The organism is Streptomyces sp. Inha503 (genome assembly GCF_047215865.1).
Taxonomy (GTDB): domain Bacteria; phylum Actinomycetota; class Actinomycetes; order Streptomycetales; family Streptomycetaceae; genus Streptomyces; species Streptomyces lycopersici.
Genome location: NZ_CP178360.1, coordinates 6829631 through 6846591 on the forward strand (window position 1 = coordinate 6829631; position 16961 = coordinate 6846591).

Consider the following 16961-nt stretch of genomic DNA (forward strand, 5'->3'; position numbering starts at 1 on the left):
ATCCGGCGCCGTTGGTGTCAGCCGTAGGTGTCACAGGCAACGAAGAAGCCCCCTCCGGATGACCCGGGAGGGGGCTTTGCCCTGGTGAGGGCTGCGGTGGCTGGGGCCGGGGTCGAACCGGCGACCTTCCGCTTTTCAGGCGGACGCTCGTACCAACTGAGCTACCCAGCCGCAGCGGTCCTGACGGGATTTGAACCCGCGGCCTCCACCTTGACAGGGTGGCGAGCACTCCAAACTGCTCCACAGGACCTTGCGTGTACGAGCACGAGTCTCGCACATGTGGGGTGCGCTCCCAACGGGATTTCCCGTCGTGGATTCGCACTCCTTGCGATCTTTCGAACCGGGGCCTTGATTTCTCTCCGCCGCGTCGTTGTCGCTGGATCAGCGTATCAGACCTCCGGCCGTGTTCTGACCGCTCACCGGGCGGGCCGAGCCTCGGTCGGTGAGGGGTGGGGCGCGGTCGGAGGTCTGTCCGTCTTGGCTCGGATCAGGGGTGGATCAGGGGCGGCCGCCGCGTTCCAGGGGGGTCTTTTCGCCCGCCTCGATCGCGACCGGCAGTCGGTTCTCGGTGGGCGGCAGGGGGCAGGTCGCGAGGTCGGTGTAGGCGCAGGGGAGGTTGGTGGCGCGGTTGAAGTCGAGGGTGACGCGGCCGGTCTCGTCCGGGGCGTCGATCTGGAGGGAGCGGTTCGCGGCGTATGTGGTCACGCCCGAGGTGGTGTCGGTGAGGAGCACCATCAGGGCGCCGGGCCGCTTGCCGTTGAAGGCGGTGAGCCGGAACGTCTCGCCGTCCAGCTCGAACTCGACCTGCCCGGGCGCGTCGTAGACGTGCTCAAGGCCCTCCGCCACGGCGCCCACGGTGATCGCGCGCGGCTCGTCGAAGGGGAGGTAGCGGCCGGGGCGGACCCAGCGGGGGTCGGGGGCGTAGGCGGGGGTGCGGGTGAAGTCGGTGCGGAGGGGGTTGCCGGGGTGGCGGGGGCGGACGATGTCGTGGCCGCCGCGCTTGGCGATCTCGATCACCGCGTCGCCGTACCCCGCGTACAGGCTGGCCCGCTCGGCGATCGTCCCGAAGACGTACCGCCCGTGCACCGCCGTGCCGTCGATCGTCAGCTCCTCGCCGTCGGCGAGCTCGACCACCACGCCCTCCGGGCCGCTGGACCAGGCCCCGGGGGCGTCCTCGAAGCGGGTCGGCTCCGGGCTCAGCCAGCGCAGGCTGGTGATCGCGAGAAATCCGTGGGGGTCGGCGAGCGCCTGCTCATGGGCGCGGTGCCAGCGCTCCCACTCCTCGGCGAAGCTCGCCCGGTCGACGTCGACGTCCTGGACGGTCATCTGCGCTCCCTAGCGTGGGGCCTGCGGCGGGGTCCGGTGCAGGCCCCACGGGCCTGCGGCGGGGTCCGGTGCCGTTGCGTATGTACGTACAACCTCGTGGGGGAGGGAGACATTCCGGGAGCTGCGGGAGGGGGCGTGGGGCTGCGGGAGTCACGGGGGTCGTTTTGCGGCGCGCCATGAAAAAAGTCACCGGCAGGTACGTTCCGACCTGCGGTGACTCAAAGAAGGTGGTGCCCCCAACGGGATTCGAACCCGTGCTACCGCCTTGAAAGGGCGGCGTCCTGGGCCACTAGACGATGAGGGCCGATGGCCCACCTGGGCGCCTTGCGGCGCTTTCGGGGACGCGAGAAGCATATGGGATGCCGGTGAGGTTCGCCAAAACGGTTTACGGAGTGGTGGGCGTCGGTGTCGCCCCCGGGCGGTTCTCGGCCAGCAGGTGTCGGCTGACCTCGGCCTTCGCCAGGCCCAGACCGCCCAGATCGATCTCGTCCCACGCCTGGAGCCGTCGCGTGTCCCGGTCCAGATAGAGGACCGACGCCTGCACCGTGTCCGGTGTGCCGTCGTCCACCGCGCGCAGCCCGCTGCCGCCCGTCGACCCCTCGGTCATCAGCCGGGTGCCGCCGGGGAGCACCTCCGTACGGCGGTGATGGACATGGCCGGTGAGCGCGAGTGGCACGGTGCCGTCGGTCTCGCGGGCGGCGATCGGGTTGTGGGCGAGGGCGATGTCGACCGGGGCGCCGGCGGCCTCGCGGTCCCGGATCGCCTCGGCGAGCTGCCGTCCGGCGCTGTGCTCGGCCGCGTCACCGGCGGCCGCGGCGGAGCGGTCGGGGGTGAACTGTGGATCTCCGATGCCCGCGATCCGCAGCCCGGCGACGGTGGTCACATCGCCGTTGTCCACCACATGCGCCCCCTTGCGCTTGGCCAGGTAGCGCTGGGTCGATGCCGAGTCGTGGTTGCCGCGCACCCAGACATAGGGGGCGCCGAGGTCGGAGACGGGGTCGAGGAAGCCGTTCTCGGCGGGGGTGCCGTGGTCCATCGTGTCGCCCGTGTCGATGATCACGTTGACCTTGTACTGCCGCACCAGCGACTGCACGATGTGCCACGCGGCCGGATTGAGATGGACGTCCGAGATGTGCAGCACCCGCATGGTGGTCGGATCGGGCTGGTACGCGGGGAGCGTCGAGGTCGCCTCGTAGAGCTGGGTGACATTGGTCACCAGCCGGGCCAACTCCCGCTGATAGACGTCGAAGTCGGTCACGATGCTGCGCGCGTTGCCCACCACCGAGGGGGCGCTGGAGAGCAGCCCGGAGTAGCGCGGCTCCAGTACGGAATTCGGGTTCCACGTGGCGTAGACGGCGCCGCCGGAAGCGGTCAGCAGCGTGAGCGCGAGCCCTCCGGCGGCCAGCGCCCGGCGGGGGCGGCGGTAGACCGCCAGACCCAGCGCGGTGGCGCCGAAGACCACGGCGACGCAGGAGCGGACCGCGAGGCCGAGGGTGCCGCGGGTGACGTCGCTCGCGACCTCGTCCTGGAGGCCGGAGAGCCGCTCGGGGTGGTCGACGAGGGCCTGGGACCGTATGGGGTCGAGCCGGTCCACGTCCACGTCCAGGCGGAGCGGGGCGTGGTGGCTGTTCAGCTCGAGCGCGCCCAGCGGGGCCACGTTGATCTTGGTGCCGCCGGTGAGGGACGGCCGCAGTGCCATCCGCGTGTCCATCGGGCCCACGGAGATGTGGACGCTGCCGACCACCAGCAGCCCGATCCAGGCGCCGAGGACGGTCACGGCGGCCAGCCCGGCGGCGCGGACGAGGGGGCGGGCGGGTGCGGTGGGATCGAGAGCCGTGGGGTTGAACGGAGCGGGCGTGCGACTGGGGGAAGCGGCGGGGGAGGGGGTCTGCGAGGGGCGGCGGAAGCGGCGGAGGGAAGGGTGGCGGAAGCTGCGAGGAGAAGGGGGGCGGAAGTGGCAAAGAGAAGCGCGGCGGAAGCGGCGAAGAGGGGAGACGGCCGCGGTGCCCGCGCGCTGAGCGGTGGCACGGAGCAGCCGGAGCGGTTCGCGGGCCATTGGTCCCGTATGCCCGTCCGCGCGGGGGCGTATGCCTGGGCGGCGCCGGGGTGGGGCCGGGGTGGCGGGTGCGCCGGGGTGGGGCGGCGCCGGGTGGCGGTGCGCGGGGTGGCGGTGCGCCGGGCGGCCGGAGACGTCCGGCGCGGATAGCTTGGCGCCGACGGCTCCTTTCCGGGCCCGGCTGCCTGACAATGGCCTCGTGCTGGAGATGACGCGCGAGGAGTTCGAGGAACTGGTCGCCGAGGCGCTGGACCGGATCCCGCCGGAGCTGACACGGCTCATGGACAACGTCGCCGTGTTCGTGGAGGACGAGCCACCGACGGACGATCCCGAGCTGCTCGGGCTCTACGAGGGGACGCCGCTCACCGACCGGGGTGAGTGGTACGCGGGCGTACTCCCGGACCGGATCACCGTCTACCGGGGGCCGACGCTGCGGCTGAGCGAGACGCGGGAGGACGTCGTCCAGGAGACCGAGGTGACCGTGGTCCACGAGATCGCGCACCACTTCGGGATCGACGACGCGCGGCTGCACGCGCTGGGGTACGGCTGAGCCTCGGCTACGGCCTGTTCGTGGGCCTCAGCTGATTCCGGTGCCCACATCGCATCCGGCTGCCCCCGCCTACGACCGACGCCGGACGCGCGGTCTACGCGATGGGCCGGGTCCGCACCGCAGGCGTGTCCTGGGCGGGGCGGGGCCAGTTGGGCAGGGCGTCACATCCCTGCCGTCTGGAGGTGTCCCGCGCATGCCCGGATCCCCCGTGCCCGGATCCCCCGCTCCTCGCAGCACCCGTTCCCCCCGTTCCCCCCGGATCTCCCGGCCCTCCCGGTGCGCGCCCCGTGCCGCCGTGCGCGGGGCGGCGGTCGCAGGGCTCGTGGCCGTCGCGCTGGCGCTGGGCGGCTGCATGAGCATCTCCGACGACCCCGAGCGGCCGGACAAACACCGTGGCTCCCACCAGAAGGGCGAGGGGGCGGACACGGGCGGCGCCGTGGTGCGGTCGGACGGCAGGGGGCGGCCGTACGCGCACTCGGACCGGGACGAGAAGGACGGGAAGGGGAAGAAGGGCGAGAAGGGGAAGAAGAAGGACGGCGAGGACCGGTCGGCCTCGGCCTCCGCGACCGACCCCGAGGCCGAGCCCTCGGCCGCGCCAGGCAAGAAGGGCGCCCCGCACCACCGTCCGGCCCCCTCCGCCCCGCCGCAGCCGGGTGGCGCCACCCCGTCCGACGCGCCGCCCGCGCCCCGGCCGTCGAGCCCGCCGCCGAGCGCGCCGGACCCGAAGCCGACCGCTCCCGAGCCCCCGACCGCGCCCGCCTCCCCGTCGGACCAGCCCGCTGGATAGGCGCGCTGGACCCGCGAGACAAGCCCGCTGGATCCGCGGGACAGGGCCGCGGGACAAGCCCGCGGGATGGGGCCCAGTCGTCGCCGGCCAGCGCGGATGGAGCGAATTTGCTCTTGAGGGGTGAAGGTGCGTATGGTGGTAGATCGTTTGATCCCATTTGCCCGGCGCCTCGTAGAAGTGCGCCGCGAGGCGCGTTCCTTGCCATCCCGTGGCTGACCGCATAGAGGCGGTCGTTTGCGACAACACACGGAGTTTGGGCGCGTGCCGAGACTCCGGAAGGTTTCGCATTTCGCATGTCCGTTTCCACTGACCACGCCGTCATGCCCGCTCACGAAGAGCCGAGCGAGCTGAGCGATTCGAGCGAGCTGACCGCTCCGAACGAGTCGAGCCAGCCGAGCGCTCCGAGCGAGCTGACCGCCCCGGCCGAGCCGTTCGAGCCGTCGGAGCAGGACGAGCAAGCCGCCACGGAAGACCCCGACACCCCTAAGGCGCCCGACATCACATTCGCCGACCTCGGCCTCCCCGAGCAGATCGTCCGCAAGCTGGCGCAGAACGGCGTCACCACGCCCTTCCCGATCCAGGCCGCGACCATCCCCGACGCCCTCGCCGGACGCGACATCCTCGGCCGCGGCCGTACCGGCTCCGGCAAGACCCTCTCGTTCGGCCTTCCGCTGCTGACCACGTTGGCCGGCGGCCACACCGAGAAGAAGCGTCCCCGCGGGCTGATCCTCACCCCGACCCGTGAGCTCGCGATGCAGGTGAGCGACGCGCTACAGCCGTACGGCGATGTCCTCGGCCTCAAGCTCAAGGTCGTCTGCGGCGGCACCTCGATGGGCAATCAGATCTACGCGCTGGAGCGCGGCGTGGACATCCTGGTCGCCACCCCGGGCCGACTGCGCGACATCATCGAGCGCGGTGCCGCGTCCCTGGACAAGGTGCAGATCGCGGTCCTCGACGAGGCCGACCAGATGGCCGACATGGGCTTCCTGCCCGAGGTCACCGAGATCCTCGACCTGGTGCCGCAGGGCGGGCAGCGGCTGCTGTTCTCCGCGACGCTCGAGAACGAGATCGACACCCTGGTCAAGCGCTACCTGGTCGACCCGGTCACCCACGAGGTGGACCCGTCCGCGGGCGCCGTCTCGACCATGACCCACCATGTGCTGGTCGTGAAGCCGAAGGACAAGGCGCCGGTCACCGCCGCCATCGCGGCGCGCAAGGGCCGCACCATCATTTTCGTACGGACCCAGCTGGGCGCCGATCGCGTCGCCGAGCAGCTGTGCGACGCGGGCGTACGCGCCGACGCGCTGCACGGCGGCATGACGCAGGGCGCGCGTACCCGCACCCTGGCCGACTTCAAGGACGGGTACGTGAATGTGCTCGTCGCCACGGACGTCGCCGCGCGCGGTATCCACGTCGACGGCATCGACCTGGTGCTGAACGTGGACCCGGCCGGTGACCACAAGGACTATCTGCACCGCTCCGGCCGTACGGCCCGGGCGGGCCAGAGCGGCACCGTCGTCTCGCTGGCCCTGCCGCACCAGCGCCGCCAGATCTTCCGGCTGATGGAGGACGCGGGCGTCGACGCCTCGCGCCACATCGTCGGCGGCGGTGGAGCCTTCGACGAGGACGTGGCGCAGATCACGGGCGCGCGTTCGCTCACCGAGGTGCAGGCGGACGCGGCTTCGAACGCGGCCAAGCAGGCCGAGCGCGAGGCGCAGGACCTCACCCGGGAGCTGGAGCGGGTGCAGCGGCGCGCGGCAGAGCTGCGCGAGGAGGCCGACCGGCTGTCCGCGCGGGTGGCGCGCGAGCGCGGCGAGACCGTGACACCGGCGGAGTCCGCGACCGCGACCGAGGCCGGGGCCGGGGCGGAGACGGTGGCCGAGGCCGCCACTGTGACGCTGCCCGCGCAGCGCACGGCCGAGCCCGCGACCGTGCCCACCGTGAAGGGTGCGGTGGCCGAGGCCGTCGAGGGCGCGGGTGCCGGCGAGGCGCCGCGCCGCTCCTCGTACGAACGCCGGGACAACGACCGGGGTCGGGACGACCGTGGTGGCCGTTCCTTCGACCGCCGGGACGGCGACCGGGACCGCGGCTTCAACCGCGATCGGCGCGACGACCGGCGCGACGACCGGCGGGACGACCGCCGCGACGACCGTGGCGGCTTCAACCGCCGGGACGACCGTGGTGGCCGTTCGTACGACCGCCGGGACGGCGACCGGGACCGCGGCTTCAACCGCGATCGGCGCGACGACCGCCGGGACGACCGACGGGATGACCGTCGCGACGACCGCTTCGGCCGCGACCGGGACCGGGACCGCCGGGACAACGACCGTGGCTTCGGCCGGGACCGCCGTGACGACCGCTCGTTCGGCCGCGACCGCAGGGACGACCGTGGCGGCTTCAACCGCCGTGACGACCGTGGCGGCAGCCGCCCGTACGAGCGCCGTGACGACCGTGGCTTCGGCCGCGACCGCCGGGACAACAACGACCGTGGTGGCCGTTCCTTCGAGCGCCGCGACCACAACCACCGTGGCGGGGACCGTCCGTTCAACCGGGACCGTCGCGACGACCGTCCGGGCCGCCGTGACGACCACCGGGGCGGTGCCACCGGCGGCCGTTCGTACGAGCGCTCCCACAGCTCGCACGACCGGTCCTTCGACCGCCGCGCCGACAAGCCGCGCTGGAAGCGCAACGGCTGATCGGTCCTTGCGCAACGGCTGATCGGGCCGTGCGCGACGGCTGATCGGGCCGTGCTGGAGGCCGTGCAACACCACGCTGTTGCACGGCCTTTCGCTCCCGGAGGGTATTGGCTCGGGTGTTGGCCCCTCGCCGAGCTATGCTGCGGGGGTGCGGGTCATTAGCTCAATTGGCAGAGCAGTGGACTTTTAATCCATTGGTTCAGGGTTCGAGCCCCTGATGACCCACCTCGGAAACCGCAGGCGCCATCGGTGACCTGCGGTTTTCTCGTTCCCGAGGGCCTCGCCGCGCGGTCTTCCGCGGCCCGGGACCGGGGGGTTCCCACCCTCGTCGTACAGAAGATCGAGTCTCACTCGACCGGCGCTTGAGCGGATGCCGAGCAGTACACGACCGCAGAGTCTGAACCTGCTGCGTCTGGCCCGCTGCTCGGAAACGCTTAAGGAGACTCCTGTGCGACTCGCGACAACGATCCGGGGTTTGGTCCCCGTCATGGCGCTGGCGGTATCGGCATGGGCGGTCTCCGCTCCGGCGTCCGCCGAAGGAAAGGGAGGCGGCGGAAAGGAGGGTGAGAAGGCGGCCCCGGTGCCCTGTGGGGACGCGGCGGCGCTGGTCAACGCGGTGAGCGAGGCCAACAGCTCCCCGTCGGGAGGTTCCGTCGTGCTGACCCCGGGGTGTGTGTACACGCTGGGCTCCGCGGCGTTCACCGGTCCCAATGGAGCCGATGGTCTTCCTCTCATCACCCGCGACGTGTCCATTTCCGGCACCCAATCCACCATCAGACGCAGCGCGTCCGCAGGAGACTTCCGGATCGCGGAGATCGCGCCCGGCGGAAGTCTCACGGCCAGCGGCGTGACCTTCTCGGACGGCCGGGCGACCTCGGGGGCGGGCACCGACGGCGGTGGCATCCTCGACCGGGGCGCGCTGAGGCTGATCCAGTCCACGGTTACGGGCAACACCGCGAGCAATGTCGGCGGAGGCATCGAGGTCGCCTCGGGCGGCTCCGCTCTGCTTTCGTACACGGATGTGACCCACAATTCCGCGGGGGACGGCGGCGGTATTCACATCAGTACGTCGGCCACCCTCAGCGTCTCTGGCGGCAACATTTCGGACAATACCGCGGACAGCTCGGGCGGCGGCGTCAGCAACTTCGGGACGACGCTGCTGAGCGCCGTCGGGATTGAGCGGAACAGGACCACCAACTTCGAGGGCGGCGGCATCTCCACCGCGATCGGAGATCTCACGATCAGCGGCAGCCGGGTTGACGGGAACACCGCCGGCAGCTTCGGCGGCGGTATCGCCAATATGGGCAGCGCACTGCGCGTGCTGGCCACAACCGTGTCCGCGAATACCGCCACGCTGAACGGCGGCGGTGTGTTCCAGCACGCGGGCACCACACAAATGACCGGCGATACCGTCACGGGTAATACGGCCAATGGCGGCCAGGGCGGTGGGATCTTCACCGACGGCGGCTCGATCGCGCTCTCCGCGACCACGGTCACCGGGAACAACCCGAACCAGTGCGTACCGGCGCTCGCGGGATGCTGAACGAAGCGTGATGGCCCCTTCCGAACGAAGCGTAACGACCGCTGAAACGATCCGGCCGCACGCCGCGGCGCCCCCGGAAGCCCTGCTTCCGGGGGCGCCGCGTGCGTGACCGCCTGCTCGACCGTCAGTGCTTGCAGTCCTTCTTCTTCGCCTTGACCTTGGCCTTCTGGTGCTTCGTCACCTTGTGCGCGCACTTGGCCTTCTTGTGCGGGTCCTTGGCCTTCGCCTTGTGGTGCTTCTTGGCCTTGTGCGTGTCCTTGGCCTTGTGCTGCTTCTTCGGCGGGTCCTTGTGCACGACCACGACCGGGTTCGGCTCGTCGAGGGCGATGTTCGTGCAGTTGGAGCCGATGTTGGTGTCGCCAGTCGGGGCGGTGCCGCCGGTGATCAGGGTGGTGCCGGTGGCCGTTTCGCACTCATTGGACTGGGAGACCGCACCGCCGCTGGCGAAGTTGATGCAGTCCGAGCCGAGGTTGAGGTCGCCGGTGGGGGCGGCGGCGGCCGTGTTGGTGGTGGCCCCGGTGGCCGTCTCACAGAGATTCCGCTGAGCCCCGCTGGACTGCGGGAAGAGGCCATGGGCACTCGCGCTACCGGCGCCGCCGACCACCATTGTGCCCGCGGCCGCCGCGGCCATGAGAGCTGCCTTCTTGCCGATCTGCATTGTTCTGGTGCCTCCATATCGGGTTCTCCGCGAAAATTCCGCAGACACCTTTTGAACGAGATTTCCGCAAGTCGGGATCCGGGAGTACCGAAAGCATCACCCATCCGCCACAGTAAAGGTATATTCAGTCGGTGCGGAATTCGGTGGAGTTCGGTGGAGTTCTTTGTGGCGAGTGGTGTGACATCCGTGAAAACGAAAAGATGAATGCGACCCCGGGAAAACGTACCCGAGGCCGCATTCATGTCGAGCGGACGTCTTGGAGCTCGGTGGTGAGTTCCGGGGTTCGGTGTTTCAGGACCGCTGACGGTTTCCCTTGCCACCGCTCTTGCCGCTCTTGCTGCCACCCTTCTTGCCGCCCGAGCTCTTCTCCTGACTTCCGTTCTGAGGGTCGGAGCCGGCGGTGTTGACACAGTTGGTCTCAGTGGTGACTTCGGAGCCGGGGCCGATCGTGATCGGGCCCAGCACCGAGGTGGTGCGACAGTCGTTGGTTTGCCTCGTCACGCCGCCCGACTCGCTGACGTTGACGCAGTTGGTCCCGTTCTTGATTTCGGATCCGGGGGCCAGTGCGACGGTGATCGGACCGACGACGGAGTGGGTACGGCAGCGGTTCTCCTGCGTCGTCACACCCGACTCGGCGGTGTTGACGCAGTTGGTCTCATTACTGATCTCGGTCGGGCCGGCCGCTACGGTGACGGTGCCGATGACGGAACTGGTGGTGCAGCGGTTGCTCTGCGTCCCGCCGTTGGCGCCGGCCGCACGGTTGGGACCGGGATCGATGGCGTCGGCTCCGCCCGCACCGCCGATGAGCAGAGCGCCCACGGTCGCCGCAAGAAGCGCCGTCCTATTGCGCATGTGCATAAAGAGCCTCCAATCGGGATCTCGGCGCGGTGCGTTCATCACCATCACCGAAATCCTCTTTCATGGCAGCGGCCCTGGAAGGGAGGCTTCCAGGGCCGCGATTCCCAACGGGGGGATGCCTCATGGTGTTACCGCGGACGGGAACACCATGAAAGGGTCAGCGACTCAGTGGCGGACACTGTCGTCGTCGACGGCGATGTTCGCGCAGTTGGAGCCGATGTTGGTGTCGCCGGTCGGGGCGGTCACAGTGGTGACAACAGTGGCGCCGGTTGCGGTGTCGCAGTCGTTGGCCTGGACGACCGAACCACTGGTGTTGGTGAAGTTGATGCAGTCCGAACCGATGTTGATGTCGCCGGTGGGGGCGCCGGCAGCAGTGTTGGTGGTCGGGCCGGTGGCCGTGTCACAGCTGTTCAGCTGCACGATGAAGTCGTCGTTGTTGTTGGCCAGGGCACCGCCCGCGCCACCGATGACCAGAGCGCCGGCGGCCGCGGTCAGGAGAACTGCCTTCTTGCCGATGTTCACTTAATTCCTCCGTCTGGGTTGCTCCGCGAATTCACGGACGCATGACACAACGAAGCTCATCAGTTAAGGCTTCGGGCCGCCAGTCAGCTTCACCCGTCCGGCATAGTGTGGGTCTTCCGGTGCGTGTTATCCGAGAATCCCGCTAAGGGGGACCAATGTGAGCTCCATTTGGCTCAGCAGAGGACTGAATCCCTTTTATGTGAGGGGGCGGCAGATGGATGTAGGGCGGCGGCGAGGCAGGGCGGCGGCGGAGTCACGGGAGCGGCCCCCGGACGCTCGACGGCCGGACGACCGCGGGACGACCGCGGGACGACGGCCGGACGACGGCTGGACGACCGCGGGGTGGTGACGGGGCGGTGGAGCTCCGATGGCCATGTGGCGGCCGGGAGACGGCCTCGCGCCGACCGACCGGGCCGCCCCGCCCCCGCCCCCGTCCCCGCCCCGGGACTTGTTCGACCGGTCGGACGAGTGATACATCCAGGCTCTACGACGCAGGAGTGAGTGAGGCACAGTCACACCGACAGCTTCGCCGAACCGCAGCGCGGCGCGTGTTCACGCCGCTACGCTAAGTGCGCGAAGTGGTCGCCCGGGGGGCGCGGCGAATCAACGCCGGGAGGCGGGAGGAGAGACATGGGGCACTCACGAGGGGAAGGGACCCCTTCCGAGCTGATGGACGGGCTGCTCGCCCGTGCGCAGAACGGCTTCGAGATCGGCGAGCCGGTGCTGGCCCAGGCGCGGAGCGCCCTGATGCACCAGTCCGAGCTGCGGTCCTGTCGGCAGTGCAACGAGCGGTGCGGCCAGCTCGGGTACAGCACCTATCGGCATGTCTTCCTGCTCCCCGACGGCAGCAGCCTGCTGCTGTGGGAACTGGAGCACAACACGGGCGAGGGCGGCCGCCCGCTGTACGAGCTCTACGCGGACGAGGACGCCCTGGCGCTGGCCGAGCGCCGCGTCCATGAGCGTCTCGGCGGCGCCCGCTGGGAGGAGCTCGACGGGTTACCGCTGTGGCTCCCGGACCAGCTGCTGCACACGGCCGAGCCGGTGGAGAGCTCGCGTGCGTATGTGGCCGACAATTCGGCCGACCACGCCCGTCGCGTGCTGCGCCGCGCGGAGAACCCCGACCGCCCGGGCGAGGAGACCGAGCGGCTGCTGGCCACCGCGTTCGCCCATGACATCGCCCTCGCACCCAAGCCCCGGCGCCGCTCCGGCGGTCCCGACGCGACCTGGTGCCGCTTCTATGAGCACGCCTTCCTCCTCGCCGGAGGGGACGAGATCGTGCTGTGGGAGCTGGAGCACAATCTGACCCGGGACGGCCGACTGGTGTGCGAGGTGTACCTCGACGAGGTCTCGGCGGAGCTCGCGGCGGACCGCCACGCCCGCGCGCTGGGCGTCGACCTCTGACGTACGCGGAGCCTCCTGGTTCTGACGTACGCGGAGTCTCCTGGCGCGGGCCCTCTGGTGTACGCGGGCCTTCTGACGTACGCGGTATCTGACGCTTCCCATCCCCACCCGCCCAGCACCCGCTTGGCCGACACCGGCTCGCCTGGCGGCCCGTCAGCCGGAAGCCTGGTGACGACGGTGACGCCGTGACGACGGTGCCGCCGTGCCGCTGTGACGGCGGCAGGGACGCGGACCAGGGAAGCGAGAGAAGCCGGTGCGGGTGCGAGGGAGCAGGGCTCGTACGGGCGCCCGTATGGAGGGCCGCAGGGAGGGGCGTACGGAGGGCCGCACGGAGCGGCGTACGGCCTGGCCCCGGCTGAGCCGCCCGCTCGCCCGCCGCCCCACCACCCGCCTCCGTACGCTCATCGACACCGGCGCCGCGGCCGGTGCCGCCGCTGACGCGTCCGCTGGGTCCGCCGGGGGGCCGGCTCCGGCCGAGGAGAGCGGTAAGGAGCCTCCGGGCCGCCGTATTGCCCGCTGGGTCCCCGCCGTCCTCGTCCTCGGCGGCATCGCCTTCGACCTGGCCGCCCCGCCCGGCTACACCGCCTCGCCCTTCTTCGCCGCCGCCCCCTTGGTCGCCGCGGCGCTCTTACCGCTGCGTCAGACGCTCTGCACGGCCGTCGTCGCCGTCCTCACCACCTGTCTGCTGGCGGAGTTGCACGGGGTGCGGGACCCGACCCAGGCGGCCACCGAGATCATCACGGTGGCGACCGTGACCGTGCTGGCGCTGGTGATCAACCGCGTCGTACGCCGCAGCTACCACCGGCTCGCCTCGGCGCGCGGTGTCGCGGAGGCGGCCCAGCGCGCCGTCCTGCCCGCGCCGCCCGCCCGGCTCGCCGGGCTGGAGATCGCCGCGCGTTACGTACCGGCGGAGAAGTACGCGGCGATCGGCGGTGACCTGTACGCGGTCCAGGACACCCCGCACGGTGTACGGCTGACCGTCGGGGACGTTCGCGGCAAGGGGCTGGGGGCCGTGGAGGTCGTGGCGATCCTCCTGGGCTGCTTCCGGGAGGCGGCGGAGCAGGAGACGACCCTGGAGGCGCTCGTGGGCCGCCTGGAGCGGGCGCTCCAACGCGAGGGCGCCCGGCGGGCCGACCTGGAGGTGGTCGAGGGGTTCACGACGGTCGTGGTGGCCGAAATTCCGCGCGGCGACTCCACCCTGCGGCTGATCAACCGCGGCCATCCGCCGCCGCTGCTCCTGGAGGAGGGCGGCGCGGTGCGCGCCCTGGAGCCGGAGGCGTCGGCGCTGCCGGTGGGGATGGGGGAGCTGGCGGGTTGGCCGGACCGGGTGATGGAGCTGGCGTTCGCGGAGGGCGAGACGCTGCTGCTGTTCACGGACGGGGTGACGGAGGCCCGGGACCGCCATGGCGAGTTCTACGACCCGGAGGAGCGGCTGCGCGGCCGCCGCTTCGACGGTCCGCAGGAGCTGCTGGACGCCTTGGTGGCCGATGTCGAGCGCCATACGGGTGGCGGAACGCCGGACGACATGGCGCTGCTGGCGGTCCGTCGGACCCCGGCCCGCGGGAACGGGCGGGACAGCGGTCGGGACAACGGGCGGGACGACGGTGGAGGGAACGACAGGGCGAACCCCACGCCGTCGTAGCCGACCGACCGACCACCCAACCAATCAACGGCACCGCACCGTGTCGCACCGCACCGCACCGCACCGCATCGCGCCGCACCGCATCGCACCGCATCGCGCCGCATCGCACCGCACCGCGCCGCATCGCACCGCACCGCGCCACGTCGCGCCGCACACTGTGCGTAACCGACTGAGACCCCTCCGCATAACAATTGATGCACGATCGTATGCGGTTTTACCAACTCTTGCCCAGCACGTCGGCTCGCCCCCATCTGTCCCTTCTTGAGCGCTAAGTTCATGCCAAAGGTGCGCGGATTCCTCGGAACAGCTTGGAATCACATCGCGCTCTCTATTAACGTTCGATAACGCAGCGCGGTCGTCACAACCGTCGCAAGGGCGGCACCGTGCGCCGTCGCCGAATCCCGTACGCACAGCGGCAGTACCGCACCACCAGCAGCACCAAGGGAACCGGGGAACCAACAACCTTGGGGTGAATCGGGTCGAACCTGACCCGTAGGAGACCTTCCTGCTCCGAACCCGTCAGCTAACCCGGTAGGCGAGAGGGAAGGAAAGGAGTGCGCCTCCGTGGCGTCCAACAGGTCTGTCCTGGACGAGGCTCCGTATCGCACACGTGGAGGCGGTTTGGGGACCGCCACCGCCTACGGCCCCGGCTTCGACGCCGGCGGCGGGATGAGCCCAGGGGACGGCCGATTCGCCCCCGACGACCCTTACGCGTTCGCCCCCGACGACCGCTACGCGGACGCCCGCTATGCGGATGAGGGCGCCTCCGAGGGCCCGGGTGCCGGATTCGAGGCAGAGACCTGGGAGGAGTGGAACCCCACCGAGGAGTCCATCGCCCCCGTACGCGGCCGGCACCGCGTTGCCAAACAGCGAGGCGGAACCATGGCGCGCAGCGGCGCCGTCCTCGGGGTCGGCGTGATCGCGGCGGTCGGTGCGGGCGGTATGGCCAGCGCCAAGGACCGTCCCGCGCTCCCCATATCCATGCCGGACCTCGGCCATGTCGCCGATGAGGTCAAGGCCAGCCTGCCCGACGCCAAGGATCTGCCGGGCATCGGCTCCTGGGCGTCGGACGACAGCAGCGACGCGCAGACCGCCGCCGCCCCGCTCTCCCAGGCCGGTCTGACCAGCGAGGACGAGCAGCGCGGCACCACCGACGCCGGCGAGGCGCTTCGCGCCCGCATCCTCCAGCAGGCCGAGAACCAGCAGAACGCGGCGGACGAGGACAGCCGCACCGCCGCGGCGCAGGCCGCCGCCAAGGAGGCCAGGGCCGCCGCGGACAAGGCCGCCGACCAGGCCGCGGAGGCGGCCGCCAAGCGGAAGGCCAAGGCCGAGGCGGAGAAGAAGGCCGCCGAGCAGCGGGCGAAGGAGGCGGCCGAGAAGAAGGCCGCGGCCGAGCGTCAAGCCAGGCTCGCCGCCGCGTACACCCTCCCCGTCGGGTCGTACACCCTGACCGCCAGCTTCGGCCAGGCGGGCGACATGTGGTCGGCCGACCACACCGGCCAGGACTTCGCCGCCCCGACCGGCACCCCGGTCAAGGCGGTGCACGGCGGCACCATCACCCAGGCGGGCTGGGCCGGTTCGTACGGCTACCGCATCGTGCTGACCCTGAGCGATGGCACCGAGCTCTGGTTCTGCCACCTGTCGTCGATGGTGGTCACCTCCGGGAAGGTGTCGACGGGCGACGTCATCGCCCGCGTCGGCGCCACCGGCAATGTGACCGGCCCGCACCTCCACCTCGAGGTCCGGCCGGGCGGCGGCTCGCCGATCGACCCGATGCCCTGGCTGCGCCAGCACGGGCTGAACCCCTGATACCCCGGCGGCCCTGGCGCTCTCTCCCCCCTTGACGCCAGGGCCGCCGGTTTACGTCTCAACCGGCCTTTACGTCCCGACGAGGCCGACCGTGACGAACGCACGTCGGCCGGAACAACCCCGTCCAGCCAACCGTTGTAAAGGTGTATGGCTGACAACACACAGAAGATCGGTGACCTGTCCGTCTTCCCGCTCTCCCTCGGCGGGAACGTCTTCGGCTGGACCGCGAACGAGGCCGAGTCCTTCCGGGTGCTCGACGCCTATGTGGCGGCGGGCGGCAACTTCATCGACACCGCAGATGTCTACTCCGCCTGGGTACCGGGCAATGAGGGCGGCGAGTCCGAGACCATCCTCGGCAACTGGTTCGCCTCCCGTGGCAACCGCTCCGACGTCGTCCTCGCCACCAAGGTGGGCGGCGGCTCCCCGGAGCCACGCGGGCTGACCTCGTCCGCCATCAAATCGGGCGTAGAGGAATCCCTCCAGCGGCTGCGCACCGACTACATCGACCTCTACTACACCCACTACGACGACCCGTCGGTGCCGGTGGAGGAGATCATCACCACCCTGGACGAGCTGGTCAGGGAGGGCAAGGTCCGCGAGATCGCCGCGTCCAACGTCGGCGCGGACCGCCTGGAGGCCCAGCTCACCTTCTCCACCCGGGAGAACCTGGCCCGCTACGTCGCCCTCCAGCCGCACTACAACCTGGTCTCGCGCGACACCTTCGAGGGCGAGCTCTCCGAGGTCGCCGCCCGCCACGACCTGGCGACGATCCCGTACTACTCCCTGGCGTCCGGCTTCCTCACCGGCAAGTACCGCCCAGGCACGGCCGTCGACAGTCCCCGTTCCACGGGCGCGGCCAAGCACCTGGAGACCGAGCGCGGTCAGAAGGTCCTCGCCGCCCTGGACGACGTCGCCGCCAACCACCGCACCGAGCCCGCCACGGTCGCCCTGGCCTGGCTCCTCGCCCAGCCCACAGTCGTGGCCCCCCTGGCCAGCGCCAGCACCGTCGACCAGCTCCCCGCCCTCCTGGCCTCCGTCGACCTCAAGCTGACCCAGCCGGAACTGGACCTGCTGACGTCGGCGTCGGACTGAACGGAAGACGGGCCGGACGAG

The 16961-nt window shown here is 70.7% G+C and carries 14 protein-coding genes, 4 tRNA genes and 1 riboswitch; of the genes, 10 read left to right on the forward strand and 8 right to left on the reverse strand.

Going from position 1 to position 16961, the window contains the following annotated elements; translation table 11 throughout:
* Positions 1-97 precede the first annotated feature (97 nt).
* The 5 genes from ACJX2R_RS28610 to ACJX2R_RS28630 form a co-directional block, all read right to left on the reverse strand.
* A tRNA-Phe gene (locus tag ACJX2R_RS28610) sits at positions 98-171 on the reverse strand.
* 4 nt (positions 172-175) lie between these two features.
* Positions 176-250: transfer RNA gene (locus tag ACJX2R_RS28615), tRNA-Asp, on the reverse strand.
* A gap of 248 nt (positions 251-498) precedes the next feature.
* The gene (locus tag ACJX2R_RS28620; protein ID WP_413102496.1) at positions 499-1326 is read right to left on the reverse strand and encodes a DUF1684 domain-containing protein; all 828 of its coding nucleotides are present in this window, start codon (positions 1324-1326) and stop codon (positions 499-501) included.
* Between the two features lie 228 nt (positions 1327-1554).
* Positions 1555-1630, reverse strand: a tRNA-Glu gene (locus ACJX2R_RS28625).
* Between the two features lie 81 nt (positions 1631-1711).
* Positions 1712-3382, reverse strand: a complete 1671-nt coding sequence (locus ACJX2R_RS28630; protein ID WP_413102497.1) for a metallophosphoesterase family protein — start codon at positions 3380-3382, stop codon at positions 1712-1714.
* On the opposite strand from ACJX2R_RS28630, the gene ACJX2R_RS28635 reads away from it, so the two are divergent.
* From ACJX2R_RS28635 to ACJX2R_RS28660, 6 genes are all read left to right on the forward strand, one after another.
* On the forward strand, positions 3281-3532 hold the full coding sequence (locus ACJX2R_RS28635; protein ID WP_413106188.1) for a hypothetical protein: 252 nt from the start codon (positions 3281-3283) through the stop codon (positions 3530-3532). The genes ACJX2R_RS28630 and ACJX2R_RS28635 overlap by 102 nt on opposite strands.
* Positions 3533-3581: 49 nt before the next feature.
* Complete coding sequence (locus ACJX2R_RS28640; protein ID WP_037953306.1) at positions 3582-3932, forward strand: metallopeptidase family protein; 351 nt, start codon at positions 3582-3584, stop codon at positions 3930-3932.
* Positions 3933-4254: 322 nt separating this feature from the next.
* Complete coding sequence (locus ACJX2R_RS28645; RefSeq protein ID WP_413102498.1) at positions 4255-4719, forward strand: hypothetical protein; 465 nt, start codon at positions 4255-4257, stop codon at positions 4717-4719.
* 293 nt (positions 4720-5012) lie between these two features.
* Entirely contained in the window at positions 5013-7415 is a 2403-nt protein-coding gene (locus tag ACJX2R_RS28650) for a DEAD/DEAH box helicase (RefSeq protein ID WP_413102499.1), read from the forward strand.
* A 152-nt stretch (positions 7416-7567) separates the two neighbouring features.
* Positions 7568-7640, forward strand: a tRNA-Lys gene (locus tag ACJX2R_RS28655).
* Between the two features lie 448 nt (positions 7641-8088).
* Positions 8089-8958 carry a right-handed parallel beta-helix repeat-containing protein gene (locus ACJX2R_RS28660; RefSeq protein ID WP_413102500.1) on the forward strand — a complete coding sequence of 290 codons (870 nt, stop codon included), beginning with the start codon at positions 8089-8091 and terminating at the stop codon, positions 8956-8958.
* A 124-nt stretch (positions 8959-9082) separates the two neighbouring features.
* Here the strand turns inward: ACJX2R_RS28660 and ACJX2R_RS28665 are convergent, their stop codons facing one another.
* The 3 genes from ACJX2R_RS28665 to ACJX2R_RS28675 form a co-directional block, all read right to left on the reverse strand.
* Positions 9083-9616: a hypothetical protein gene (locus tag ACJX2R_RS28665; protein ID WP_413102501.1), complete on the reverse strand. Its 534-nt coding sequence runs from the start codon at positions 9614-9616 to the stop codon at positions 9083-9085.
* 291 nt (positions 9617-9907) lie between these two features.
* Positions 9908-10519: a hypothetical protein gene (locus ACJX2R_RS28670; protein ID WP_413102502.1), complete on the reverse strand. Its 612-nt coding sequence runs from the start codon at positions 10517-10519 to the stop codon at positions 9908-9910.
* Between the two features lie 120 nt (positions 10520-10639).
* Positions 10640-10996, reverse strand: a complete 357-nt coding sequence (locus ACJX2R_RS28675; protein ID WP_413102503.1) for a hypothetical protein — start codon at positions 10994-10996, stop codon at positions 10640-10642.
* Positions 10997-11626: 630 nt separating this feature from the next.
* Between ACJX2R_RS28675 and ACJX2R_RS28680 the strand changes: the two genes are divergently transcribed.
* From ACJX2R_RS28680 to ACJX2R_RS28695, 4 genes are all read left to right on the forward strand, one after another.
* Entirely contained in the window at positions 11627-12397 is a 771-nt protein-coding gene (locus ACJX2R_RS28680) for a DUF6227 family protein (protein ID WP_413102504.1), read from the forward strand.
* Between the two features lie 292 nt (positions 12398-12689).
* Complete coding sequence (locus ACJX2R_RS28685; protein WP_413102505.1) at positions 12690-14039, forward strand: PP2C family protein-serine/threonine phosphatase; 1350 nt, start codon at positions 12690-12692, stop codon at positions 14037-14039.
* Between the two features lie 382 nt (positions 14040-14421).
* Positions 14422-14592, forward strand: a riboswitch (cyclic di-AMP (ydaO/yuaA leader).
* Between the two features lie 11 nt (positions 14593-14603).
* Positions 14604-15848 (forward strand): M23 family metallopeptidase, encoded by a 1245-nt coding sequence (locus ACJX2R_RS28690; protein ID WP_413102506.1) that lies wholly within the window; start codon positions 14604-14606, stop codon positions 15846-15848.
* A gap of 147 nt (positions 15849-15995) precedes the next feature.
* Positions 15996-16940: an aldo/keto reductase gene (locus ACJX2R_RS28695; RefSeq protein ID WP_413102507.1), complete on the forward strand. Its 945-nt coding sequence runs from the start codon at positions 15996-15998 to the stop codon at positions 16938-16940.
* Positions 16941-16961: the final 21 nt, after the last annotated feature.